Origin of the sequence: Candidatus Methanosphaera massiliense, from assembly GCF_028890305.1 — an archaeon.
GTDB lineage: Archaea > Methanobacteriota > Methanobacteria > Methanobacteriales > Methanobacteriaceae > Methanosphaera > Methanosphaera massiliense.
Genome location: NZ_JARBXM010000001.1, coordinates 119,025 through 143,404 on the forward strand (window position 1 = coordinate 119,025; position 24,380 = coordinate 143,404).

Sequence of the window (24,380 nt, forward strand, 5' to 3'; positions counted from 1 at the left end):
TTTATTATATTTAAACTAATTTCTATATTTTATCATTTTGTTAAGATTCTATAAAATTAAATATTTCTATGTAAAGAATATTCTATATTTGATTTTCAATTTAGATACTTATCAACAAAAAAAATTAAGTAAGTTAACCAAGAAAAAGAGTATTATCATATTATCAGTTCGTACTAAAAAAAATTGTAAAATAAGTAATTAGTCCATATACCATTAATTAAGAATTAGGATTATGAATCATGTACTGTATAACATATAAAAGAATATAATAGAATTAATGTTAATTAATCCTATCTACTATTACTTTTATACAATTAATCTATTCAAATGATTCTTCATAGATTTTTACAACATCATCTACAGTAAACTTATAATGGTCTACTCCAAATAACATACCCATACTATCAAATGCTGTATGAGCCATTTTTTCAAATTCATCAGGACTTACATCATAATCAGACATTTTTATCTTATCTACTTTAATATCTTTATGGAATTGGTCTAATGCAGTTATAAAATCCATAGGGTCCTCAGAGTCTTCAATACCCATAACTTTTGCTAATTTGATAAATCTGTCATCACAAACATGTTTCTTGATTAAAAATGTAAAGTAAGCTTTACTTAGTAAAATTAAACCTAAACCATGTGGGAGATATGATGATATGCTGATAATGCATGTTCAAGAGAGTGTAAACTACTTGTATTTCCTACACTCATAACTAAACCTGATAAATAGCTTCCAAATGCTACTTTTTCTCTAGCTTCAATATCATTACCATTATTTACTGCTTTAGGTAAATATTCATGAATATTACGAATAGCTTCTAAAGCATACATATCAGAATACATGTTAACAATACCATTGATATACTTCAAGACTATGAGATATAGCATCAAATCCTTGGAATGCAGTGTATTTTTCTGGAACAGATACCATTAATTCAGGGTCTATGATTGAAAGTATTGGGAATAAATCTTCTCCAAAAATTGCTGTTTTTTCTTTAGTTTCATTGTTACTTATTACTGCACCCATATCTGCTTCAGATCCTGTTCCAGCAGTAGTAGGTATAGCTATTAAAGGTAATGCTTTATTTTCTGGAGTTTTTTTACCTCCTGTACCAAACTGAACATAATCCCATAATTTTCCAGGGTTGTTAGTAGCTAATGCAATTGCCTTAGAAGCATCCATTGCACTTCCACCACCAATGGCAATAATGATATCACAATTTTCTTCTTTTGCAATATCTGCACCTTTATCAACTGTTGTATTCAATGGATTTGGTTCAATCTCATCAAATAATACATATTCCATGCTTTTTTTATCTAAATTTCCAATTAATTTATCTAAATAACCATTTCTTTTCACTGATTTTCCATTGGTTGTAACGATTAATGCCTTTTTAGCATCAGGTAAAAATTCATAAAGATTATTTAATTTTCCACTACCAAATTCAATATGAGTAGATACTGTATCGAAAAAATTATTACTAGTTTTTAAAAATTTGTTTGACATAATTTATTCTCCTAGTTTAATAGAATCTTATCTTTATAAAATAAATATTAAAAAAAATTCAAGACTTTATATTATACTAATATATTTAAATATTTAAATATTTCTAATTATAATAAGTATAGTAAGAATAAACATAACAAGTTATTTTAAAAAAAAGAATCTTGTTTTCTAATTAATTAAATAAAAAAAAAGAATGTTATTATAAAAAAATAAAAAAAATAAATTAAAATGGTAGTTGAATATATTCATGAATTGTTCCACAGCTATTCCAATTTACAATATGTCCAAAGGTATTACTTGAAGATGTAGCATCACAATATACCCATTTATTATTAACATACGCTTTTACCCATACATGACCTACTACAAGTCCACTTCTAAATGTACATGTAGCATGACAGTATATAGCAGGAATATTTGCTGTACGTAACATAGCAATTAATAAATGTGACATGTCAACACAATTACCATATCCACGAGTTAAAGTACCAACCGCTCCATATCTAGTATTATAATATCCACTATAGTGAGTATTATCATTAACATAGTCAAATATTGCTACAGCTTGATTATATGTTCCAGATACTCCTTTAGTAGCTGCTGCAACAGCTTTTTTTATTGCTGAATTATTAACTTCACAATTAGTAGTTTTTTGAAGATATTTTGAATAACCAGCAGGTACTATATTAGTATTTGAACTTGAGTTATTTGTATTAAGACTATCTACGTCAATTACTGTTCCATAGTTAGAATATTCTCCATAATTATATATGTATGCAACTGCTCTTGTATAGAAATAAAAAGCATCATCAAAACTCATACTAGTACCATTAACTGTTATAGAATTAGGAGATCTTCCATTAATGATATAACACTTAACAATACTTCTAGCTAATCTACTGTAATCATCTTTTGTTATTTGAGTACCATTAGCACCACTAGATGTCTTAGATACATTATTAACTTTGAAATTACCTGCATAGTAAGAACTATTTGTACCATATACATTACATAATAGATATAAGAAATCTGTTGTTGTTACACTAGTTCCATCAATGTTAACAAAGTTAGGTAATCTACCATATTTCTCGATGAAATCTTTTGTATCATTAGCCTTTCTTAATATCTGTTCGTAGGTAAATTTCGTTAAATTATCTTGTACTCTTAACTTAGATGTAGCATTAGAACCATATAATGAAGAGCTACCCTCATAAATAACAGATAGGTCATGTGTTCTAAGACCTAATTTTCCACCATATGCAAATGTGGCAACACCATCATTTACAGATACAGTTTTAATAGTTGTACCGTCAATTTTAAATGTAACTTTTCCACTATCTGCAAGGGTACCGTTTGAACTAGTTACCTTTACATTAATAGTTAAGTTTCTGTATTTAACGAAATATATGTTATCTAAAGTAATTTTTGAACTTGACTTATTAACAGTTGAGTTCTTATCAGAATCATTTGAATTGAAATTATTTGTTGATATACTATTTACTTTAATCACGGTTCCATAATTGGAATATTCTCCATAATTATATATGTATGCAACTGCTCTTGTATAGAAATAAACTGCATCGTCAAAATTCATACTAGTACCATTAACTGTTATAGAATTAGGAGATCTTCCATTAATGATATAACACTTAACAATACTTCTAGCTAATCTACTATAATCACTTTTTGTTATTTGAGTACCATTAGCACCATTAGATGTCTTAGATAAATTATTATATTTGAAATTACCTGCATAGTAAGAATCATTTGTACCATATACATTACATAATAGATATAAGAAATCTGTTGTTGTTACACTAGTTCCATCAATGTTAACAAAGTTAGGTAATCTACCATATTTCTCGATGAAATCTTTTGTATCATTAGCCTTTCTTAATATCTGTTCGTAGGTAAATTTCGTTAAATTATCTTGTACTCTTAACTTAGATGTTGCATTAGAACTATATAATGAAGAACTACCTCCATAAATAACTGATAAATTACGTGTACCAAGAGCTAATCTTCCACCATATGCGAATTTAGCAACACCATTACTTACAGATACAGTTTTAATAGTTTTGCCATCAATTTTAAATGTAACTTTTCCACTATTTGCAAGGGTACCATTTGAACTAGTTACCTTTACATTAATAGTTAAATTTCGGTATTTAACAAAATATATGTTATCTAAAGTAATTTTTGAACTTGACTTTTTAACAGTTAATTTACTAGTTGCATTACCCGAATTTGTAAAACTTGATCCTCCAACTATAACTTGTATAGTATATGTTTGTATTTTTGAAGGAGCTATATAACTTATTTTAGCTACTCCTTTAGATACATTTGTAGAACCAATTGTTACACCATTTACTTTAAATGTAACTTTATTACCATCAACTGCATGACCATAAACATCTACAGCCTTAGCAGTTATTGTAACTTTATCCTTAGGTACAACAGTATAAGAGTCCATTGAAACTTTAATATTACTTTTTTCAATCTTTAAGTTAGAAGTTGCATTACCAGCTAAGCTAGTGTCTGTTTCTCCAACTTTAATCATCAAGGGATATGTTTTAGCACTGTACTTTGGAATTGTATATTTTAATGAAGCTACCCCATTAGTTATATTAGTATGACCAATAGTTACACTATTTAATTTATAAACTGCTGTAACATTATTTAAAGGTTTTCCATTAGTTAATCGTACAGTAGCATTAAGTGTGATTGTTTGATATGGGTGTGCTACATAAGAACCCATTTTAATTGTAATTTTTGATTTACTAGTGCTTGATTTAAGGTTTTTTGTTGTTGTCTTATTATTTGAAAGAGTATTGGTTTGTATGTTACTAGAAGTCTTGTTAATCACTTGATTATCCTTGGTATTTTCCCTTAGATCTGCTTCATTGCTTATATTATCATTCGTGGTTGATTTAATACTTGATTTTTCAGAAGTAACCTGACTAGAAGTATCACTTGTAGTGGTTGTTCCTATAGTAGCTTGACTTGATACGTCTTGAACATGAGTTCCTAAATCAGTTGTTGATACTGATGAATTTGATGTATCTGCTGCAGATACTGCAGTTAAACTAATAATCACAGCTACTAAAAAAATCAAAATCAAATTCCGCTTAATCTTACCGCCTCCTATAATAAACCAAAATATGAATTATTAATTCGGTTAAGTAAGTCATATATTTTATATATAATTTAATAAAATTATATAACTTAATATTCTGATTTTTGTTAGATATTTAATTTTTTTCATTTTTGAAAAAAAAAATCATAAGCTCTGAATATAAGAATCTATTATAAATCCTTATCAATACTTTTATTTTAGAAAGTATTTAAAAGTATAGGATAAACTATATATACTAAGAAAAATAAAAATAAAAATTTACATTCCTTATATGAGTACTATACACTAATAGGAATACATAAAACCAAAAAGTATATAAATAACTTCAAATAGATATTTGTATGTACTTGAAGTACAGCACGTTAGTCCCGTAGGGTAGTGGCAATCCTCCTGGTCTTTGGAACCGGGGACAGCGGTTCGACTCCGCTCGGGACTACTATTTATTAAAAAACTATTTTTATAATAATTATTTTAAATTCTAATTTTAATAAAATAGAGAATATTTTAATATAACAATAATCAATATAAAAAATAGGAGTGTATTGTTATATGCCTTATGAAAACACATTAAAAGAATACTTAGATGAAGATCCAGAAAGAAAAGTAAAATTATTCAAAATGTATACACATGTCTTGATAATATCTACATTTCTTATAGCATTCGGAGTATTTATGTTTATACTCATTGAATTCGGAATAATCTAACTACCCTTTTCTTAATAACTTTTTTATAACAAAAGAGTATTATCTATTTTTTTGAATTATACACTAATTTTTGAACCTGCTCTGATCTACTCATAGCATTTTCTAAAATTCTATCTGAAGTAATAATAGTAGCAAGAGGCTCACCCTTCTTAAACATGTAATCCTGCTTTGAAATATCATGTACAAAAGGAATATTAGATAAATCATAATAACCCTTATTTAAACAATAAGGTATCAACTTAACAGAAAACTGTTGAACACTAGGTATATCTACATGAACATCATTACAGGAATTAATATGAGCTTCTGCCAGATTCATCTTAAAACTACGCTCTACTAATTCAAATGTACCCTGAATTCTAGGATTAACCTCAATAACATATACATTATTATTATTCAAAATAAAATCCACTCCATTAGACCCAACTAATTTACACATCATAGAAATCTTAGCAGAAATATTAACAATTTTATCAGAAGGTTTAATATATGGAGTTACATTACCGCAATACTTAAAATCAGCACCACCTAACCTCTTAGAACCAATAATCTGATCAGAAGTAGTAATCATCTCAATATCATGGTTAGGATAAGATAAAAAGGAACTGCTCACTGAATCGCCGTTTATAAATTCCTGAAGTATAAAATCACCATCAATAGATAAATTCTCATTATACCATGTTATACCCATACCGCCAGAACCATAAACCGGTTTTACAATAAATTGTTTATCAGGGAAATTAGCTACAATCTCCCCAGCTTCCTCAATATCTGTTAACTTATATGTATCAGGTAAAAGAAAATTCTTATGTAATAATTTGAATAATTTATATTTATTATTAATAAAATCAGTGTCAACATTACCTATTATCTTATTTCTAGGAAAACGAGATACATCAACATCACTATTACATATAATATAATCAACTTCATTAACATACTCTAATGCTAAATCTTCTAGAATCTTCAAATCATAAATAAAAGTTCCCTCTGGAACAAGTAATTTATCAACATATTCATATTGATCAATAACATCAAAGAAACTAGTAGCATATACTGTATAACCTAATGCTTTTAATGATTTTGATAATGAACGGGTATTAGACCCTACAACTAATATTTTACTAATAAAAATACAACCTATAAAATTTAGAATTTAATATTAAAATAATTTATGTTAATAATAAAATAAGTACTTAATCAATGTAAAAATAGAATAAAATTTTTTTATAAATGATGATTAAAATGAAAAGGATGTGAAAAAAAGATAAATCATGGATAAAATCCATGACCAACTTATTCCTCTGTATCCATATTTTTCTTAATAACTTTAAGTTGAGCGAAGCTTTCCCTTTCCATTTCCTCTAATCTCATTTCAATAAATTTGATTGTGTTATTAATACGAGGAATAATTACATGCTCTAAAGCATTTACTCTTCTTTTAGTTGCTTCTACTTCTTGTGCTAACATAAAGATTGTTTTTTCAATCTCACCAAGTTCAATGATAATCTTAATGGATTCTTCAAATTCCTTAGCTGCGATATCTAAGTTAGCTGAGGTTCCAGCAAAACCATAACCTCTGCTAATTAAATCATTATGTGTTGCATGACTTTTTACAACAGGGACAGAAACACCCATAATACTTCTAGAACTTATATCGAGTTCTATAGATTCTCTTACAGATAAAGCTGCTCGTTTAACTGCCATATCTCCCATGTCTATTTGAGCTTTGTTTAGTTCTGAGTAAGCTATTGCTAATTTTTTTTCAACTTCATCTCTAGAACCTTGAACACGATCTAGAATTTCGAAAAACTCCTTAATAAGAGCATCTCTTTTTTCTTTAAGAAGACTATGACCTTTTGAAGACAGTTTAGCTCTGTCTTTTAGATTAAGAAGTTCACTACGTGTTGGATTAATTCCATCCAATTTTTCATCTGCCATTATTTAGCCTCCTTCACTAATATATCTACCAGGAAATGATAAGAATAAATGAAATTATTCTTCATCAGTTTCTTCTTGTTCAGGTAAATATTTTTCAACGTGTTCATCTTTAACACGTTTAAGCTCAGATTTAGGTAAGATGGATAATAATTTCCAACCTAAGTCAAGGGTTTCTTCAATTCCTCTGTCTTCGTCTTTACTTTGTCTAATAAATTTATCTTCAAATTCATCAGCAAATTTTAGGAATTTTCTGTCACGGTCTGTGAGAGCTTCTTCCCCTACTACTGCGGTTAAGTCACGTAAGTCACGACCTTCTGCGTAAGCAGCATATAACTGGTCTGAAACTCCACTGTGATCTTCACGTGTACGGCCGTCACCGATACCTCCACTCATTAATCTTGATAATGAAGGTAATACATCTACAGGTGGGTAAATACCTGTTCTGTCTAAGTCACGACTTAGTACAACCTGTCCCTCTGTAATATATCCTGTTAAGTCAGGAATAGGGTGAGTAATATCATCCTGTGGCATTACAAGAATAGGCATCTGTGTAATTGAACCGTCTTTACCTTTTATACGTCCTGCACGTTCGTACATACCTGCTAAGTCAGTGTACATGTAACCTGGGTAACCTCTACGTCCAGGTACTTCGTTACGTGCTGATGAAATTTCCCTTAATGCTTCACAATAGTTGGTAATATCAGTTAAAATTACTAATACGTGCATACCTTTTTCAAATGCAAGGTATTCAGCTGTTGTTAAAGCCATTTTAGGTGTCATGATTCTTTCGATAGCAGGGTCATCTGCTAAGTTCATGAATACTGTTACTCTTTCTAGAGCTCCAGTTTGTTCGAATTCGTTCATGAAGAAGTTTGCTTCTTCGTGAGTAATACCCATAGCACCAAATATTACAGCGAATTCACTGTCTTCTGCAATTACTTTTGCTTGTCTTGCAATTTGTGCTGCGAGTTCGTTGTGTGGTAATCCAGAACCTGAGAAGATAGGTAATTTCTGACCACGTACAAGTGTGTTCATTCCGTCAATTGTGGATATACCTGTTTGAATGAATTCTGCAGGGAATTCTCTAGCGGATGGGTTCATTGGAGAACCGTTTACATCTAATTCTACATCAGGTATGATGTCTGGTCCACCGTCAATTGGTGTACCTATTCCGTTAAAGATTCTTCCTAACATATCAGTTGATAAACCGATTTTTGCAGTTTCACCTGTGAATCTAACTTTTGTTGATTCTGTGTTTAGGTTACTGGTACCTTCAAATACTTGAACAACTGCAATATCATTTTCTACTTCAAGAACTTGTCCAGTTCTTTTTTCTCCAGCAGGTGTTTCGATTTCAACGATTTCGTTGTATGCTGCACCTTCAACACCTTGAACAACCATTAAAGGTCCTGAAACTTCTGATACTGTAGTATATTCTCTTGTTTTAATATCTACATCATTCATTGTCCAGCCTCATTACATTCTTTAGTTATACGACTTCTAATATCTTCTGCTTTAGCATCAAATTCGTCTTCAGGTACATATTTCATTCTGTCTAAATCTACTCTTACTTCTAAGTTTGTGAGTTTATTTACATCTGCACCGTCTGCTAATGCTGCTTGAGCACTTGTGTTGTATAGTAAAATGGTTTTTAGCATACCATATTGTTTTGTTGGTGAACAGTATGTATCTGTATCATCAAATGCGTTTTGTTGAAGGAAGTCTTCTCTTAACATACGTGCTGATTCTAATGTTATTTGGTCTTTTTGAGGTAATGCATCAGGACCTACTAATTGTACAATTTCGTTAAGTTCTGATTCTTTCTGTAATATACCCATTGCAGTGTTTCTTAATTCTCTCCAATCTGAACCAATTTCATTATTCCACCAGCTAGTTACACTGTCCACATATAATGAGTAACTGTTTAACCAGTTGATAGATGGGAAGTGACGTCTGTCTGCTAATGATGCATCTAATGCCCAAAATACTTTTGCTATACGTAATGTGTTCTGGGTTACAGGTTCGGATAAGTCTCCACCAGGAGGTGATACTGCTCCAACTACTGTTACAGATGCTTCTGCTTTGTGTGAACCGATTGTGGTTACTCTTCCTGCACGTTCATAGAACTGTGCTAATCTGGATGCTAGGTATGCTGGGTATCCTTCTTCACCAGGCATCTCTTCGAGACGTCCGGAAAGTTCTCTCATAGCTTCTGCCCATCTTGAGGTACTGTCTGCCATAAGTGCTACATCGTATCCCATATCTCTGAAGTATTCAGCAATTGTAATACCTGTGTATACACATGCTTCCCTAGCTGCTACAGGCATGTTTGATGTGTTTGCAATTAGAACTGTTCTGTCCATTAAGGGGTTTCCTGATTTAGGGTCTTCTAATTCAGGGAATTCGGTAAGTACTTCGGTCATTTCGTTACCACGTTCTCCACATCCGATATATACTACTATATCAGCATCTGCCCATTTAGCTAATTGTTGCTGTGTTACAGTTTTTCCTGAACCGAATGGTCCTGGCATAGCTGATGTTCCTCCTTTAGCTAAACAGAAGAAGGTATCTTGTGCTCTTTGTCCTGTTATTAGAGGTACATCTGGATCTAATTTGTTTGTGTATGGTCTTCCTACACGAACTGGCCAAATTTGCATCATTTGAACTTTTTCAATACCTTTATCAGTTTCAATTTCTGCAATATCATCTACAATTGTGTATTTTCCTTGACTTACAATTGATTTGATTTTACCTGATATTTTAGGTGGTATCATAATTTTATGTTCAATAGCTGATGTTTCATCAACTGTACCTATGATGTCTCCACCATTTACTTCGTCGCCTACACTTGCGGTAGGTTTGAATTCCCATTCTTTTGTCTTGTCTAATGCTGGTACGTCAATACCTCTAGGAATAAAGTCTCCTGATAATGCTTTAATTTCATCTAATGGTCTTTGAATTCCATCGTAAATTGATTTAAGTATACCTGGACCTAATTCTACTGAGAGTGGACCACCAGTACTTTCAATTTTTTCTCCTGGTTTAATACCAGCAGTTTCTTCATAAACTTGAACTGTTGCTGTGTCGCCATGAAGTTCAATAATTTCACCTATGAGTCCGATATCACCTACACGAACCATTTCGTGTACTTGGGTACCTCGCATACCGTCAGCGACAATAACCGGACCTGCAATTTTAATTATATTTCCTGTGATCATTTTACCATCTCAACCCCAATAACTCTTTTAATAAGCTCATTCATTGGATCAGTTTCTCTTTTATGTGAACCTGACTTATCGGGTACTTCAATTATCATTGGTAATGCTTTAGAACCGCTATATTTTGTAATATCGTCTCTTAATTCATCCCCAATTTTTTCAGTTGTGATAATGATTGGATATTCATCATCAACTAATTGTTTTAATGTAGTTTTTGCTTCATCTTTGTTATGTACAGGGAAACCGCTCTTGATTCCACCTAACATAAAACCAGTTACTGTATCTGGATCTGCCATTATTGCTATTTCATTTCTCATAATAACATCTCCTTAATCTCGGAACCTGGTAATACTGGTCCTCTTTTACTTCTTGCGATAATTTTTAGATTTTTAATTTCGGTTTCTTTTTTGTTCATGAAACCAATTATTGGACCTACACCAAATGGTTTTTTTCTAAAGATATTATTAGCCATGTCTCTTTCATATGAATCTAGTGCTTCATCAAATACTGTGATAGATTGTGTACTGTTATATTCTGGTATGTGGTCTGTTATTATTGAACCATATTCAGAACTTTCAATACTACTTAGTAATGAATTCATATCTTCAGATTCCATGAATTCTTTAAGTTTCCATTCACGTAATTGGTATCCGCTGTTTATTACATATGGATTAATTTGATCATATGTTAGACCATCTGCTTTTGCTCTTAATATTATTTTAATATTAGAGATATCTATTTTTGTTCCTACGTAACTGTGTAGCATTCTAGTGTTATCGTCAGCTTGACTTGCTGATTTAGCTAGTAATCTTTCGTAGTAATAATTATCTAATGCTGATTCTAATGTTAATAATGTTTTATTTTCATTATATGCTGGTAACGCATCTTCTAATAGTTTAGCATATGGTGTTCCTTCAAGAGCTACTATTATATCTTGAACAGAATCTGCTTCAATTAGTTTATCTTGATCATCTTTTAATACACCATAAGGTACTAATAATTCACGTGTTTCTTCATCGTTTAGTTTTGCTTCTTTTGCGATTAAAACACTTTTGATATTTTTAATATCCCATTGATCTAACATTAAATCAAATGTTGGTTTTAAATCTTTAGGAGCAATTCTAGCTAATAAATCATAGGATTCTGCTAAGTTTGCATCTAAAGCTTGTTCAATTGGATACTTGTCTATGAATTTTGCATAATCTTTTTGTCCTCTTAAGTAATTTTTTACTTCGTCGAGACTTTCGGAATCTGCTAATTCTGTTATTTGTTTATCATTTAGAATTTTACCTATTTTTGCTCTTACCCTAGCATTTGGATAAGTGTATGGATAATATTCCATTAATGGTCTGAATGTTATTACTACTATTACTGCTCCTATTACAGCTAGTACCACAACTAATAATGCAATGAATGACTCAGGAGAGAATCCGAAAGATGAAATTAATCCTGTAATGCTTTCTTCCATTTAATTCTCCTCCTTCTATCTAAATAGTTTTTTAGCAACCTCTGATCTTAGAGTTTTTCTGTATCGAAGCATACGTGCTTCTATGGTATTTTTAACTTCAACATCACCGTCAACAGTTTTTACAACTGCTCCACCAATAATGTCTATTGGTTCACCGATAATGAATGTTGTTTTATTACCAGTTTCTTTTTCAACATATTCTGATACTTCATCAATCATAGATTCTACATTTTCAACATCATCTGCTCTTACGAGTATTTCGAGTTGAGTTCCACCTACTTGAATAGAAGCATCTTTAATCATTGCTTTTAATGATTCCACATACTCTGCGGAATTCTCAGATGCTTGTTTTTCTACTTTTTCTGATGCAATTCTGAAAGCTTTTTCAATTAATTCTTCACGAGCTTCTAATTCTTTCCTTCTTGCATTAACTTTAGCTTCTGAAATAATTTGTTGATATTTCATTTCAGCTTGTTTTTCTGCAGCGTCAAGAATTGCTTGCTTTTCGTTTTGAGCTTGTACTTCACCATCTGCAAGTATTTTTTCACTTTCAGTTGTAGCTTTGGAGATTATTTCATCAGATTTTGCTTGTGCATCTGCTTTTATATTTGATATTATTTTATCTGCTCCAACGCTCATCTATGTTCCTCCAAAAAATATTTATCAAAGGCTAATAGCCTTTCTATTTTTAATCTATGCTCCGAGTATTCCACCGAATACTAATAATAAGATAGCGATAAGGAAACCGTAGATAGCCTGAGTTTCAGGAATAGCTGTAAATACTAAACCTTGTGCGAACATACTTGGTTCTTCTACTACTGCACCTACAGATGCGGAAGATGCGATACCTTGACCCATACCTGAACCAAGACCACCGAAACCAACTGCTGCTCCTGCACCAATTGCTACTAATCCTGAAGTTACTCCTAATGGAGATCCTCCCATAATTCCTGAGAATACTAATAATAAGATAGCGATAAGGAAACCGTAAATAGCCTGAGTTTCAGGAATAGCTGTAAATACTAAACCTTGTGCAAACATACTTGAATCTTCTGCTACTGCACCTACAGATGCGGAAGATGCGATACCTTGACCGATACCTGAACCTAATGCTGCAAATCCTACTGCTACTCCTGCACCAATTGCAGCTAAGGCTGAACCTAATGCTAATTCTGCTGCCATGATATTTTCCTCCAATTTAATGAATTGATTTTTTTTTATATATGATTTTTTTTTAATGTAAATAATATACTAATTTATTTTTTAACTTTAGTATATGTTCTTTCTGCCTTAAATGGCTTAAATTCTTCACTTTCTCCAGCATAGAAGTTACCGAAGAACTCTACAAAGTGTAAACGTAAAGCGTGTATGAATGAACCTAATGATTGGAATGCAATGTTGAATAAGTGTACTCCTATGAATACAAGTATACCAATTATAATACCTACGTATGGTACCATAGTAGCTAATAATTGACCTAATAAGTTTGCTGTCATACCAATACCACCAGTGGATAAACATAATGCTAATAATCTTGAGTATGATAATACATCACCAAGATATCCAAATATGTCCATAGCACCCATTGGTCCTGAACCGTATATTAATAATCCTAATCCGATTATGAATATAACTGCGAATGGTATTAGACCTGCAACTAGATATGCTACAATTGATAATTCAATAACAATCCAAGATAATTGTCCACCACATAATTCTTTAATATTATGTCTTTTGTAATTGTCAATAATACCAAAGATAAATGCTATGTTAAGGTGTATTAAACCTATTAAAATTGCTAATACTAAGATATGTTCTGGATGTGCAAATGCATTTATATCTGGAATTACGGTAGGTAATGGTGCATTTGCATCACCTAATATAAATCTAGGTATAAAGTCTCCCATGAAACCACCAGTTATTAGACCTAGCAATATAGTCCATAAACCCATTTGAGTAAGAATTACTGAAAAGGATTTAAATGTTTTACTTGTTTTACCTATACCTCTGTATAATAAGAATCCCACAATTGCTATTACTATTCCATATGCTGCATCGGTTAAACAGAAACCGAAGAAGAATGGGAAGAATAATGCCATGATTATAGTAGGATCTATATCTTTGTAGTTTGGTGTTGCGTACATTTTAATTAAAAGTTCATATGGTTTTGCGAAACCAGGGTTTCGTAGTTTTACTGGAACTTTGTTTTCATCGATTTCCTCATCTGTAGGATCATCTACTTCAATGATACTGTTACCATCAGTGATTTCATCGATTATGGATAAAGTTTCTTCTACATCGTCTTTGACTACCCATGCTTTGAACATTTTTGTACTTTTTGTTTCACCAAAGTGTGTGTAGATTTCAGTTCTTTCTTTTTCAAGTTCTAATTGTTCATTTATTACTAGTAAATTTTCTTTAGAACGTTGACCGACTTCTCTGATATCTTTTAAACATTGTTTTCTTTCGTCTTTACAATCATCTAGTTTACTTTTTGATGCTTCTATGATTTCATCAGATTTACCACTTAATCCGGTAACATCTAATTTTTCAAATTCTAAGCGTCTTAGTACACCAGATATGTCTTCTTCAAATTCAGTTGCACATACTATTATTAATGGTGTGTATGTTACTTCAGAGTCTGAATTTGTTGAACCTTCAAATATGTCTACTCTCTCGGTTACTTCTTCAATTTGTGATTTAGCTTCAGATAAATGTTCTGATGGTAATTTACCAGATATTATTCTTGTATGTTTTGTATCTTGTAAATATGCGAAATCTATGTCAAAGCTACTTAATTGAGTTGCAACGTTTAAAGAGTCTTTATATTTTGATTCTTCAGTACCAATTTCGTTTATTCTTGATTCAATTGGACTGAGAACTGCATCAACTTTATTTATATATTCTTCAGCCTTATCTGCTAATTCATCAGAAGGTATGGATTCTACTTCTTTTGATATTATTTTTTTAGGGCTGAAAAATCCTTTAATAACATCAGCTGCACTTTTTGATTGCTCTGCAGATTTTAATGTATCTAATATACTGTTGCATTTCATTGATAATGATGCAATTCTGCTAGCAACTGGGTCTTGTTTTGATACATCTAAACCAGTGTATTCTTCATTATCCTGGATATCTTCAGAAATATCATCAATTTGGATAACTCCTCTTTCGTGAAGAACATCTATTACAGGTTTAGTGTATTGATTTAAAGTTACTATGCTTAATTTTTGCATTCTTGCTGGCCTAAACATAGTAATACCCCTACAATACAGTTTCAATTATTATTTCTGCTGCGTCATCAACATTGTTTTCGGATCCTCTGAGGGATTCTTTAATGTCAGATTCTGATTGGTTTGTTATGATAACAGCTTCTTTACCAGCTTCTTCTTCTTTAGCTAATATAATGTGTTTAGCTTCATCTTGAGCTTCTAATTTAGCTGCTTCAATACTTGAATCTACTTTTACGCGAGCATCTTGGATCATTTCAGTTGATTTTTTATTTGCTTCTTCTATCATACTATCAGCTTCAGACTCAGCTTGTCTGATTGAACCAATAGCTTCAGAAATATTTGCCATTCGTAAATCACCCTTTATATGACCTGTTTTTTCAGTTCATTATACTCTAAAAAATGTGTATTAAAAGTTATTTTGCTAAATAAAGAGTATAAATATTGTATTAATAAATTTAATATAAAATTCTTTTAACTAACCAAGTATCACCCCAATATAGACATGAGAACATGAAATTAAACTATGCTTAAATGTTTTTCAAGCATGAAAATTTTAATCAGTTCATAAAAATATATCTTATAAAGATATATATTTGTATTCATTAGTTATATAATTTTATAAAAATACAAGAGGTTTAATTATATTCCATATAAAATAAGCTGAATATATGATGATAATAATAATGTTTTTTATTAATATATTAACATGAAAGTAATAATAATTAAATTAAAAAGAAAAAAAGTTATTGAATAGAAATCTTTTTAACTATTCTTTAATAATTGGTCAGCACCCGTAGTAATTCTGATTATTGGTTTTGCAAGATGACGTCTGGCTTCAGTAGGCACTTCATAAAATCCTGTTTCAATATCCCGTGGAATTAATTCTTTTAATTTATTTCCATTTCTTAATCGTTTTCCACATTTAGGACATTTGTATCCTTTGTTTTTTCCTGCTGACTTCATACGCTTACCACAGCTACATACTGGATTTGAGTATTTGTATTGTGGTGCTATTTTGTTAAGTTTAAATTTTTCAATGTTAAGTGTGTGATTATCATTCAATCCGCCATATATTGTTAGTTCATCTCCTACACGAAGTTTTCTGACAATATCTCTGAATGATTTTGTAGGTTCAAAAGCCGCACATTCTAGTGTATCTGTATCATCTGATACATAGAAGAATACGTGCCCTCCCTCTATATCATGTGGTTTTTCAGTAACATGACAATCAAAACAATAACATCCTGTATTTACCATGTCTTTTATCTTTACATCGTATTGTATGTGCATATCTGTATGTTGATTTGTTCTAAATATACAGTAACCCTGAATTGGTTCATGTGATATTACTATATTATGAGCTTTTTCCACAATTTCTGGAGTGTTACCTCTAATACCATATAATACAGGACAAGGAGTATGAGGTTCAATTGCCGCATAGTTTCCTTCTATGTCTATATTATCAAATGTATCTGGATATGTTTGCTCATTCATCTTAAAGATACTTTCATCATCCAGTTGTCTTTTTGTACCGAAGTTTTCAGGCATTCTATATGCTAAACATTCGAATGTCTGGTCTGTTAGCTTTATACCTATTGCAGCCAGTGATCCTATAATACCCCTACCTTTTTTGAATTTATGAACCTCTGCACCTATATGTCTTGCGAAATTTTCAGCATATTCTATGGTGTATATAGAGTATATTGCATTTATTGCATATTCTCTCATTTCATCAGTTACTTCACCCTCATAAAATACCACGCCGGGATTAGTATTAATACCATCAAACATGGCATACTTCTCAGTATACTCTAATACTATTTTCTTAACCTGGTCAACTTTTTGTCTGGAATCTAGTTCAAGAATAAAAGATAATGCACCATTACCTCTTGTTTTATAACGGGCAAAAGGATTTAATCGTATTAATCTTGGATAATCAATTGGCTTAATTCCTAGTTCTTCTAATTTTTCAATAATTAAATATGTTAAGTAAGTGGTACACATTCCATCCGCAGAATCTGTGTCGTCAATTCCAATATGTAATTTAATAATTTCTTCTGAATTCAATGTATTTTCCTCATAATAAATAATTCTCTATATTATAATATTATTATAAGAAAAAATATATATTATATTATTATGACAACAGATAATTCAAAAATCACACGTGAAAACATACTTCATGATGTAAAAATTCTACTATCTACATATGGATTTAAAACATCCGATATATATGATAGAAGTTGTTTCGATATCCTGTCAAGAAAAGATGATATATTAATTATATTAAAGATACTTGTAAATATTGACAGTTTAACTGCAACACAAGCTGAAGAATTATCTAAAATTGCAGGAACCTTTCTGGCTAGTCCTATAATAATAGGATACAAATCAAAACATAACTATCTAGAAGAGGATGTTGTATATGAAAGACATGAATTACCAGTAATATCTCCTCAAACATTATGTAATATTATAGTAAACAATATTCATCCAGAAGTATTTGCAAAAAGAGGAGGATATTATGTTAAAATCAATGGAAATCTACTCAAAGAACTACGTGAACAAAATCATTTATCCTTAAAAGAATTAGCAGATATTAGTCATGTATCACGTGAAACAATATATAAATATGAACAAGGAAACTCACAAACATATCCTGAAACTGCAATAATGCTGGAAAAGGTATTTAATAGTCCTATTACAATGTCAATAAACTTATTAGAAGCAGATAATATCAAAAATACTTTGGATAAAAGAATATCTGAACCAAAGGAACTAATCAATTTAGGATATGATATAAAATCATCAAATAAAACACCATTTGATGCTATATCAGAGAGACAAAACGAAACACAAGAAATAATCAAACTAAAAGAAAAACTAGAAAACAAGATAGACGAAGTAGAAAAACTAAGAAATGAACTAAACAAGAAAATAAACAACAATATCCTAATTACAAACCTAGAACGAAATAGAAACGAAAAAACACTGAACAAGATAGCAAACAAAACAGAAGACATCGCAAACATCACAGACCACGACGCAATATTCGTACTAGAACATGAAAAAGATAAAGATTACATCAAAAAAATACCTGCAATATATACATGGGAACTCAATGATATGGACAATATAGAAGACCTAATTAAATTAATAAAAGAAAGAAAAGAAGAAGCAGAAACAGAAGAATCATGATTTAACACTATTAATCACATTCAATGTTTCTTCTGCCTCACTAACCTTAGCTAATCCAACACAAACAGCATCAAGATAATCAATATTCTTAATAAAATCATAAGCCTCATTAGGCTTTAAAATACCCGTAGCTAAAGTACGATTAGCAATAATTTTCTTATCCAATCTTCCCATTATATCCTTAATCTTATTTTTATTATCCTTATTAAGAAAATTACAATCCATCATATAACCATAAAAATTTAATGGAAACATGATAACATCAAAATCATCAAGAAAACTAGATTCTTCAATGATAGGTAAATGTTTAAATGGAATCCTTGTTTCAATAGCAGGAACATAACCCCTACTTCTAATATCACATAAATACTTAGAAACTAAATCAAAATCCTCATCTTCAATACATTTATCAACAAAAAAACCATCCAACAGGACCATAGTAGTATTATACTTTTCAAACAAAGCCATGTCTGAATCATAATCATCTGTATTAGTCATACCAATAACAGACCAATCATTACCCCTAGAAAGTGAGAGATCCAATGCTTTTTCCACATCATCAGAAGACTTTAATAAGAACTCATTAACCCCCAACTCATAAGCCTTATCCATAATCTCTGCAATATTATCAGGTTGATCTTTAAAATCTAACTCATACAATCTAGTTCTATGACCAAATTGAGGAGCAAAAGTAAAAGGAGAACTACCTAAAATTACTTCATTAAATGTCATGATTCAAAACCTCTAATTATTAATTTAATATAATATTACTATAATTAATATAATATAAAAAAACTTCTAGCATGATATATTTATAATAAAAACAACATAGATATTATAAGAGTATTAAACCACATTTATTATAAATTAATGAAAAATAAATCACAGGTTTGAACTACTAACTATTATTAAGATTATAAATGGAAAATCTATCCATTATCAATACAACTAAATAAATATAGGAGAACAAACATGCCAAAAGTATTAGTAGCTGATAAAATTAATGAAAAAGGTGTAGAAGTATTAGAAGGATCTGCTGAAATTGTTAACAATCCTAAAATAACACCAGAAGAACTTCTAGAAACAATAGACCAATACGATGCAATAATCGTAAGAAGTAGAACAAAAATGACAAAAGAAGTCATTGAAAACGCAAAAAACCTAAAAATAATTGCAAGAGCAGGAGTAGGTGTAGATAATATAGATTTAGATGCTGCTACAGATAATGGTATTCTAGTAGTAAACGCACCACAATCAACATCAATAACAGTAGCAGAACATGCAATGGGTTTAATGTTAGCTTTAAGCAGAAAAATAGCAATAGCAGATGCATCTGTTAAAGCAGGAAAATGGGAAAAGAGTAAATTCATGGGAATGGAACTAAGAAACAAAACCCTAGGTGTAATAGGTATGGGAAGAATCGGAAGCCAAGTAGTTAAACGATCAAAAGCTTTCGAAATGGATGTAATAGTATACGACCCATACATAAGCGAAGACGCAGCAAAAGAGTTAGGTGTAGAAATTGTATCCCTAGACGAACTCATAACTAAAGCTGATGTAATGACAATACACGTACCATTAACACCAGAAACCAAAGGACTAATAAGCAAAGAACAATTAGCAAAAATGAAAGACCATGCAATTCTCCTAAACTGTGCTAGAGGCGGAATCATCAATGAAAAAGATTTATACGAAGCACTAAAAGAAAGACCAGACTTGAAAGCAGGATTAGATGTATACGAGAATGAACCATTAGAAAACAGTCCACTAACAACACTAGACAACGTTGTATTAACACCACATATAGCAGCATCAACAAAAGAAGCACAACGTGATGCAGCTATCATCGTAGCTAAACAAGTGAAAGAAGTATTAAATGGTCAAACACCAAGTAATGTATTAAACATGCCCTTAGTTGATTCAGAAACATTTCAACAATTAAAACCATACTTTGAACTAACCAAAAAATTAGGACAAATATTAGTTCAAACAACAACATCAAACATATCAGAATTAAATATAGTATACAGTGGAAAAATAACTGGAAGATCCAAAGAACCATTAACCAGAGAATTACTAAAAGAATTCCTAAATCCAATACTCACCGAACCGGTGAACTCTGTAAATGCTAAATCAGTAGCAAAACAAAGAGGCATTAAATTAACAGAAGGCGAAACAGACGACAGTGGAAACTACGATGCAACAATAAAAATCAACGTAAAATATGATGATAAAGAAATGACCATTGAAGGTACCGTTGAAAACGATGAAGTTAAAGTTATATCAATAGATGACTACGATGTAAACCTTAACCTAGAAGGATTAATGGGAATCATCAAATACGTAGATTTACCAGGCACCATAGGAAAAATAGGAAAAGTTCTTGGAGATTACAAAATAAACATTGCTGAAATGAAAGTTGGAAGAAAATCCGAAGGTGGCGAAGCAGTAATGGTTATTAAAGTAGACCAAGAAATAACTGATGAAGTAATTTCAGAATTAGAATCCACTAAAGATATTGATTCTGTAAAATCAGTAAAATTATAAATTGTAATAAATTAAATTATTACAACATCTTCTTTACCTCTTTTTTTTAGAAATTAATAGCTTTATAGAATAGCTATTTTTATAAAAGTGTATGTTCCAATCACATATATTACAAATTCACTATTGAATTGAATATTCCAGAGTTAATATTTAACAATACACGATTAAACAATCCTGCACAAAATGGAACAATACTAGCATGAAAAAAACTATAATAATTTTATAATAATTTAATGGATTAAAAAAAAAAGTTTCATCAGCATCATTTACACTATTTTTTTTATTTTGATTTGATGAAAGATTACTTTTTTAGAATTAATGATTTTGATATGAAAAACAGATAATAGTCTTAAGTAATAAAAAAAATTAGGAATTTTTAGAAGAATACCCTTCTAATTATCTAAGTCATCACGTAAACGCTTATTCTCTTTTTTGATTTTAGCAATATCTGATTCCATTTCTTTAATTTCACGGTCAATTTCCTCTGAAGATTTAGAATCAGATAGTTCCTCATTGTCTAATACAATATTAGGGTTATCATTAGATTTAATAACATTTAAAATTATTTCATCAATTGAATCTCCTGGAGTTTGATCTGTACGAATATCAACTTCTATCTGGTCTCCCGGTTCGTATTCTGGAGGTAATGGTAACTGTTGATTAATTATTTGACCATTTGATTCTAGCTGTAATGAAATCATTGCCGGTTCATCAGGTACTACTTCTGCATCTGCAGATTCTGTGTAATCTTCATTAGTAGAATCATTATCTATGTCTTCCTCGTCTTCCTGATTTTCTAATTCTTTAAGTTCAGAGATTAGTTCATCATCAAAGAATTCACCATCGAGTTCATCCCAGTCTTTGATTTCAACTTCATCACCTAAATCTTTAATAACATAGGACATAGGTATACCTCCTGCATCATATGCTCTGATGGTTGCTTGTGAATATGGTCTGCATATAATCATATGGAAAAGTCCATTTTTTCCAAAGAATGATAAATCAGCATTTGATGGCTGTGCACTTGGCCCTGGATGACTATGTACCGAACCTACAGCATCAGTTGTTAATGGTTTCATAAATACTTGCATTACTGCACTAGTGTCTGATGCTTCAAATGGCAAGAATATTAATCCTGTAATTTTAAGTATTTCATCTTCTGTTTTTCCTGATAGTAATGCTACAAACTCCTTTGGATCTGCATTAATAGCTATTTTTATTATTTCATCAATTACTCTCTGATCTATTTGTACTTCCTTAATGTTTTTATCATTGCCCAATAGTTTAGATAAAGTATTATTAATATTCATAATTAGCCTCTCTTTATATAATTTCTTGAAATAATTATATGAATATTTTGTATTTATTTTATTAAAGATATATTCATATTAATTTTTATCTTATTTCTTGTTGAAATTGTCTTTTTGTTTAGTTTTGGATTATATCCTTCAATTTCTTCTTTTGTCTTATAAATAGCTACTCCTCTTTTATGCCATGTGGGTACATGAGCAATATTGATACCATGTTCAAATAATAAATCATGTATTTCTGATTTATTCAGTTTATATAGTAATTTTGCAGTTTCTTCATTTGAATGCTCTTTATTTAGTAATGCCTGTGCATAACTATTTAGACAGTTTCTCCATGCTTCATCTTGTCTCCATTTAAAATAATCTTTCACATGAGTTGCTGTGGATATTATTCTTGAATCAAAAGATACTGGTTTTAATTCTGTTACATCGATATCGAATAGATTATTATTCAAATATAAATGTTTCATAAAGGAGCCTGTTGTATATGATGAAAATACAGAGTCTATCTTTTCTATTCTACCCTTAAATGGTATTTCATCTAAGAGTATGTTTATTTCATCAGAAAAAGTGTAAATATATTTCGGACTAAATTCTGACATTAAATCTTTTGATACTTCAATAAAAAGGTCTCGTAATCTACTATCAAAAGGCTTATTTAATTTCAGATTTTTAGTATAATTTGAAAAAGAACGTCCATCAAGACGTATAATAGTTGGTATATCATTCACTAATTTTATTTGAGAAAATTGTTCATATTCTTTCAAAAGATATCACCACTAATAAATAGAAAATTATAATATAATAAAATAAAAAAAAAGGATGCTAAGATAAAAATCTTAACATTAGATGAAAAAAATCTATGAACCAATTTGAATGGTATTAGATAATTTGTTTAGTAAACTTGCAGCAGAGAATGCTGCTAACATACTGGTTTTTGGATTATCAGGACTGCTTACATTAGATGTTGTTGTTACTAACTCACCAAAAGTTCCTTTCACGTGAATTTCATGTGTATTATTTTTAACTTTTGAATCTGCAATTATCGTAACATCAGCATCTACACCTGAAGCTAAACTTAATGTAGATGATACATTAATGTTTTTTGGAAATTTATTAACTGCATCTGATGCTTTACCTTCAAATAATATTTTTTCATCACAATCTTCTAACTCAATATCTAAAGAAACTGGTGGTTTACGTGTTACTAAAGATACTGATTCAATATCTCCCATTGTTGCAGCTTTAACTGCATCTATTCCTGTAATAGCACCTGTTGGTAAATAAATTGTAGCATTATTTTCTTTAGCTAATTTTTCTAATTTATCTTTAAAATCAAAGTCCATCAAAGCTCCAACACTCATTATGATAACATCAGTTCCACCTTCGAGAACCTCTGGAATTGATGCTCTAACAGCTGCCTGTGATGCTGATTCTAAAATTAAATCAGATTTTTCAATTAATTCAGATATAGATTCTACTGCTTCCCCATCAACTTTTTTTGCTAATCTTATTGCACTATCTTTATCTAAGTCATAAAAATAAGATATTGTAACATTTAATTTTCCTTTTAATTGGAAATTTGTTAATGTATTAGCAATAGATCCGCAACCTATAACACCTATATTCATTAATAATACTCCATTTAATTAGCTTTAGGTACTTCTTTTTTATAGGTTTGTTTTCTGTTATTATTTGCTTTATCCATACGTTGTTGTGCAGCTTGGTATTGTAATAACTTATTTTGATCAACAATTATTATATCACCTACTGCTGTTACTATTTCATATGGAATATCAATTATTCCTTCAGTTCTTACTGTTGAGAACTCTTCTTCTTCTGGTACAAGTCTCATAGAGTTTCTTATAACATCCCTTAATCCAGCGTTTCTGTTGTCTTCTGTTAATGCTTTTGTTTTGAAGAAGGATATTCTTCCTTTTTTAATATTTAATACTACTTCGTTTACTTTTCCTATGTATTTTCCTTCGGTATTGTAAATGTTTAAATTATAAAACGTGGATAAATTTACCATAATATCACCAAATATGTCTTTTATTGAATTTGAAATGAGATATGAATTAATATGAGTTATATTGGTTTAATATCCCTTA

The 24,380-nt window shown here is 30.4% G+C and carries 23 protein-coding genes and 1 tRNA gene; 4 read left to right on the forward strand and 20 right to left on the reverse strand.

What is annotated here, in order from left to right; genetic code table 11:
- Positions 1–319: 319 nt before the first annotated feature.
- The 4 genes from OTK55_RS00535 to OTK55_RS00550 form a co-directional block, all read right to left on the reverse strand.
- Entirely contained in the window at positions 320–673 is a 354-nt protein-coding gene (locus OTK55_RS00535) for a dehydroquinate synthase/iron-containing alcohol dehydrogenase family protein (RefSeq protein WP_326520461.1), read from the reverse strand.
- Positions 637–849, reverse strand: coding sequence for an iron-containing alcohol dehydrogenase (locus OTK55_RS08635; protein WP_274869929.1), 213 nt, complete (start codon positions 847–849; stop codon positions 637–639). The genes OTK55_RS00535 and OTK55_RS08635 overlap by 37 nt, the downstream gene beginning before the upstream one ends.
- A 1-nt stretch (position 850) precedes the next feature.
- The gene (locus tag OTK55_RS00545; RefSeq protein ID WP_274869931.1) at positions 851–1,513 is read right to left on the reverse strand and encodes an iron-containing alcohol dehydrogenase; all 663 of its coding nucleotides are present in this window, start codon (positions 1,511–1,513) and stop codon (positions 851–853) included.
- Positions 1,514–1,736: 223 nt separating this feature from the next.
- Positions 1,737–4,628, reverse strand: a complete 2,892-nt coding sequence (locus OTK55_RS00550; protein ID WP_274869932.1) for a pseudomurein-binding repeat-containing protein — start codon at positions 4,626–4,628, stop codon at positions 1,737–1,739.
- Positions 4,629–5,013: 385 nt separating this feature from the next.
- Here OTK55_RS00550 and OTK55_RS00555 point away from each other — a divergent pair.
- Positions 5,014–5,085: transfer RNA gene (locus tag OTK55_RS00555), tRNA-Gln, on the forward strand.
- A gap of 113 nt (positions 5,086–5,198) precedes the next feature.
- Entirely contained in the window at positions 5,199–5,354 is a 156-nt protein-coding gene (locus tag OTK55_RS00560; protein WP_274869934.1) for a hypothetical protein, read from the forward strand.
- A 43-nt stretch (positions 5,355–5,397) separates the two neighbouring features.
- Here the strand turns inward: OTK55_RS00560 and OTK55_RS00565 are convergent, their stop codons facing one another.
- From OTK55_RS00565 to OTK55_RS00615, 11 genes are all read right to left on the reverse strand, one after another.
- Positions 5,398–6,324: an ATP-grasp domain-containing protein gene (locus tag OTK55_RS00565; RefSeq protein WP_274869936.1), complete on the reverse strand. Its 927-nt coding sequence runs from the start codon at positions 6,322–6,324 to the stop codon at positions 5,398–5,400.
- 326 nt (positions 6,325–6,650) lie between these two features.
- Positions 6,651–7,295, reverse strand: a complete 645-nt coding sequence (locus tag OTK55_RS00570; RefSeq protein WP_274869938.1) for a V-type ATP synthase subunit D — start codon at positions 7,293–7,295, stop codon at positions 6,651–6,653.
- 54 nt (positions 7,296–7,349) lie between these two features.
- Positions 7,350–8,759, reverse strand: coding sequence for an ATP synthase subunit B (locus OTK55_RS00575; RefSeq protein ID WP_274869940.1), 1,410 nt, complete (start codon positions 8,757–8,759; stop codon positions 7,350–7,352).
- Positions 8,756–10,513 carry an ATP synthase subunit A gene (locus tag OTK55_RS00580; RefSeq protein ID WP_274869942.1) on the reverse strand — a complete coding sequence of 586 codons (1,758 nt, stop codon included), beginning with the start codon at positions 10,511–10,513 and terminating at the stop codon, positions 8,756–8,758. Before OTK55_RS00580 ends, OTK55_RS00575 begins: the two co-directional genes overlap by 4 nt.
- Positions 10,510–10,830: a V-type ATP synthase subunit F gene (locus tag OTK55_RS00585; protein ID WP_274869943.1), complete on the reverse strand. Its 321-nt coding sequence runs from the start codon at positions 10,828–10,830 to the stop codon at positions 10,510–10,512. Before OTK55_RS00585 ends, OTK55_RS00580 begins: the two co-directional genes overlap by 4 nt.
- The gene (locus tag OTK55_RS00590) at positions 10,827–11,981 is read right to left on the reverse strand and encodes a V-type ATP synthase subunit C (protein WP_274869944.1); all 1,155 of its coding nucleotides are present in this window, start codon (positions 11,979–11,981) and stop codon (positions 10,827–10,829) included. The genes OTK55_RS00585 and OTK55_RS00590 overlap by 4 nt, the downstream gene beginning before the upstream one ends.
- 15 nt (positions 11,982–11,996) lie before the next feature.
- The gene (locus OTK55_RS00595) at positions 11,997–12,620 is read right to left on the reverse strand and encodes a V-type proton ATPase subunit E (RefSeq protein ID WP_274869945.1); all 624 of its coding nucleotides are present in this window, start codon (positions 12,618–12,620) and stop codon (positions 11,997–11,999) included.
- 54 nt (positions 12,621–12,674) lie between these two features.
- Positions 12,675–13,163: a V-type ATP synthase subunit K gene (locus OTK55_RS00600; RefSeq protein WP_274869946.1), complete on the reverse strand. Its 489-nt coding sequence runs from the start codon at positions 13,161–13,163 to the stop codon at positions 12,675–12,677.
- A gap of 74 nt (positions 13,164–13,237) precedes the next feature.
- Positions 13,238–15,235 (reverse strand): V-type ATP synthase subunit I, encoded by a 1,998-nt coding sequence (locus OTK55_RS00605; RefSeq protein WP_274869947.1) that lies wholly within the window; start codon positions 15,233–15,235, stop codon positions 13,238–13,240.
- A gap of 10 nt (positions 15,236–15,245) precedes the next feature.
- A complete protein-coding gene (locus tag OTK55_RS00610; RefSeq protein WP_274869948.1) occupies positions 15,246–15,560 on the reverse strand; it encodes a V-type ATP synthase subunit H in 315 nt (104 codons plus the stop codon).
- A gap of 416 nt (positions 15,561–15,976) precedes the next feature.
- Entirely contained in the window at positions 15,977–17,281 is a 1,305-nt protein-coding gene (locus tag OTK55_RS00615) for a TiaS agmantine-binding domain-containing protein (RefSeq protein WP_407652406.1), read from the reverse strand.
- Positions 17,282–17,353: 72 nt separating this feature from the next.
- On the opposite strand from OTK55_RS00615, the gene OTK55_RS00620 reads away from it, so the two are divergent.
- The gene (locus tag OTK55_RS00620) at positions 17,354–18,412 is read left to right on the forward strand and encodes a transcriptional regulator (RefSeq protein WP_274869949.1); all 1,059 of its coding nucleotides are present in this window, start codon (positions 17,354–17,356) and stop codon (positions 18,410–18,412) included.
- Here OTK55_RS00620 and OTK55_RS00625 read toward each other — a convergent pair.
- Complete coding sequence (locus tag OTK55_RS00625) at positions 18,407–19,144, reverse strand: aldo-keto reductase family protein (RefSeq protein WP_274869950.1); 738 nt, start codon at positions 19,142–19,144, stop codon at positions 18,407–18,409. The two genes, OTK55_RS00620 and OTK55_RS00625, sit on opposite strands and share 6 nt — an antisense overlap.
- A gap of 240 nt (positions 19,145–19,384) precedes the next feature.
- Here OTK55_RS00625 and serA point away from each other — a divergent pair, with 240 nt between their 5' ends.
- On the forward strand, positions 19,385–20,959 hold the full coding sequence (serA, locus tag OTK55_RS00630; RefSeq protein ID WP_274869951.1) for a phosphoglycerate dehydrogenase: 1,575 nt from the start codon (positions 19,385–19,387) through the stop codon (positions 20,957–20,959).
- A 392-nt stretch (positions 20,960–21,351) separates the two neighbouring features.
- Here the strand turns inward: serA and OTK55_RS00635 are convergent, their stop codons facing one another.
- From OTK55_RS00635 to OTK55_RS00650, 4 genes are all read right to left on the reverse strand, one after another.
- Positions 21,352–22,269 (reverse strand): Mov34/MPN/PAD-1 family protein, encoded by a 918-nt coding sequence (locus OTK55_RS00635; protein ID WP_274869952.1) that lies wholly within the window; start codon positions 22,267–22,269, stop codon positions 21,352–21,354.
- Positions 22,270–22,322: 53 nt separating this feature from the next.
- Positions 22,323–23,036 (reverse strand): tRNA(His) guanylyltransferase Thg1 family protein, encoded by a 714-nt coding sequence (locus tag OTK55_RS00640; RefSeq protein WP_274869953.1) that lies wholly within the window; start codon positions 23,034–23,036, stop codon positions 22,323–22,325.
- A 93-nt stretch (positions 23,037–23,129) separates the two neighbouring features.
- Positions 23,130–23,900 (reverse strand): aspartate dehydrogenase, encoded by a 771-nt coding sequence (locus OTK55_RS00645; protein WP_274869954.1) that lies wholly within the window; start codon positions 23,898–23,900, stop codon positions 23,130–23,132.
- A gap of 14 nt (positions 23,901–23,914) precedes the next feature.
- The gene (locus tag OTK55_RS00650; protein WP_274869955.1) at positions 23,915–24,301 is read right to left on the reverse strand and encodes a PRC-barrel domain-containing protein; all 387 of its coding nucleotides are present in this window, start codon (positions 24,299–24,301) and stop codon (positions 23,915–23,917) included.
- Positions 24,302–24,380 lie beyond the last annotated feature (79 nt).

Coding starts and splice junctions, on each gene's coding strand:
- OTK55_RS00560 (WP_274869934.1), top strand. CDS start 5,199: ATGCCTTATGAAAACACATTAAAAGAATACTTAGATGAAGATCCAGAA.
- OTK55_RS00625 (WP_274869950.1), bottom strand. CDS start 19,144: ATGACATTTAATGAAGTAATTTTAGGTAGTTCTCCTTTTACTTTTGCT.
- OTK55_RS00610 (WP_274869948.1), bottom strand. CDS start 15,560: ATGGCAAATATTTCTGAAGCTATTGGTTCAATCAGACAAGCTGAGTCT.
- OTK55_RS00605 (WP_274869947.1), bottom strand. CDS start 15,235: ATGTTTAGGCCAGCAAGAATGCAAAAATTAAGCATAGTAACTTTAAAT.
- OTK55_RS00570 (WP_274869938.1), bottom strand. CDS start 7,295: ATGGCAGATGAAAAATTGGATGGAATTAATCCAACACGTAGTGAACTT.
- OTK55_RS00600 (WP_274869946.1), bottom strand. CDS start 13,163: ATGGCAGCAGAATTAGCATTAGGTTCAGCCTTAGCTGCAATTGGTGCA.
- OTK55_RS00635 (WP_274869952.1), bottom strand. CDS start 22,269: ATGAATATTAATAATACTTTATCTAAACTATTGGGCAATGATAAAAAC.
- OTK55_RS00545 (WP_274869931.1), bottom strand. CDS start 1,513: ATGTCAAACAAATTTTTAAAAACTAGTAATAATTTTTTCGATACAGTA.
- OTK55_RS00585 (WP_274869943.1), bottom strand. CDS start 10,830: ATGAGAAATGAAATAGCAATAATGGCAGATCCAGATACAGTAACTGGT.
- OTK55_RS00620 (WP_274869949.1), top strand. CDS start 17,354: ATGACAACAGATAATTCAAAAATCACACGTGAAAACATACTTCATGAT.
- OTK55_RS00590 (WP_274869944.1), bottom strand. CDS start 11,981: ATGGAAGAAAGCATTACAGGATTAATTTCATCTTTCGGATTCTCTCCT.
- OTK55_RS00575 (WP_274869940.1), bottom strand. CDS start 8,759: ATGAATGATGTAGATATTAAAACAAGAGAATATACTACAGTATCAGAA.
- OTK55_RS00650 (WP_274869955.1), bottom strand. CDS start 24,301: ATGGTAAATTTATCCACGTTTTATAATTTAAACATTTACAATACCGAA.
- serA (WP_274869951.1), top strand. CDS start 19,385: ATGCCAAAAGTATTAGTAGCTGATAAAATTAATGAAAAAGGTGTAGAA.
- OTK55_RS08635 (WP_274869929.1), bottom strand. CDS start 849: ATGTATTCTGATATGTATGCTTTAGAAGCTATTCGTAATATTCATGAA.
- OTK55_RS00595 (WP_274869945.1), bottom strand. CDS start 12,620: ATGAGCGTTGGAGCAGATAAAATAATATCAAATATAAAAGCAGATGCA.
- OTK55_RS00580 (WP_274869942.1), bottom strand. CDS start 10,513: ATGATCACAGGAAATATAATTAAAATTGCAGGTCCGGTTATTGTCGCT.
- OTK55_RS00645 (WP_274869954.1), bottom strand. CDS start 23,900: ATGAATATAGGTGTTATAGGTTGCGGATCTATTGCTAATACATTAACA.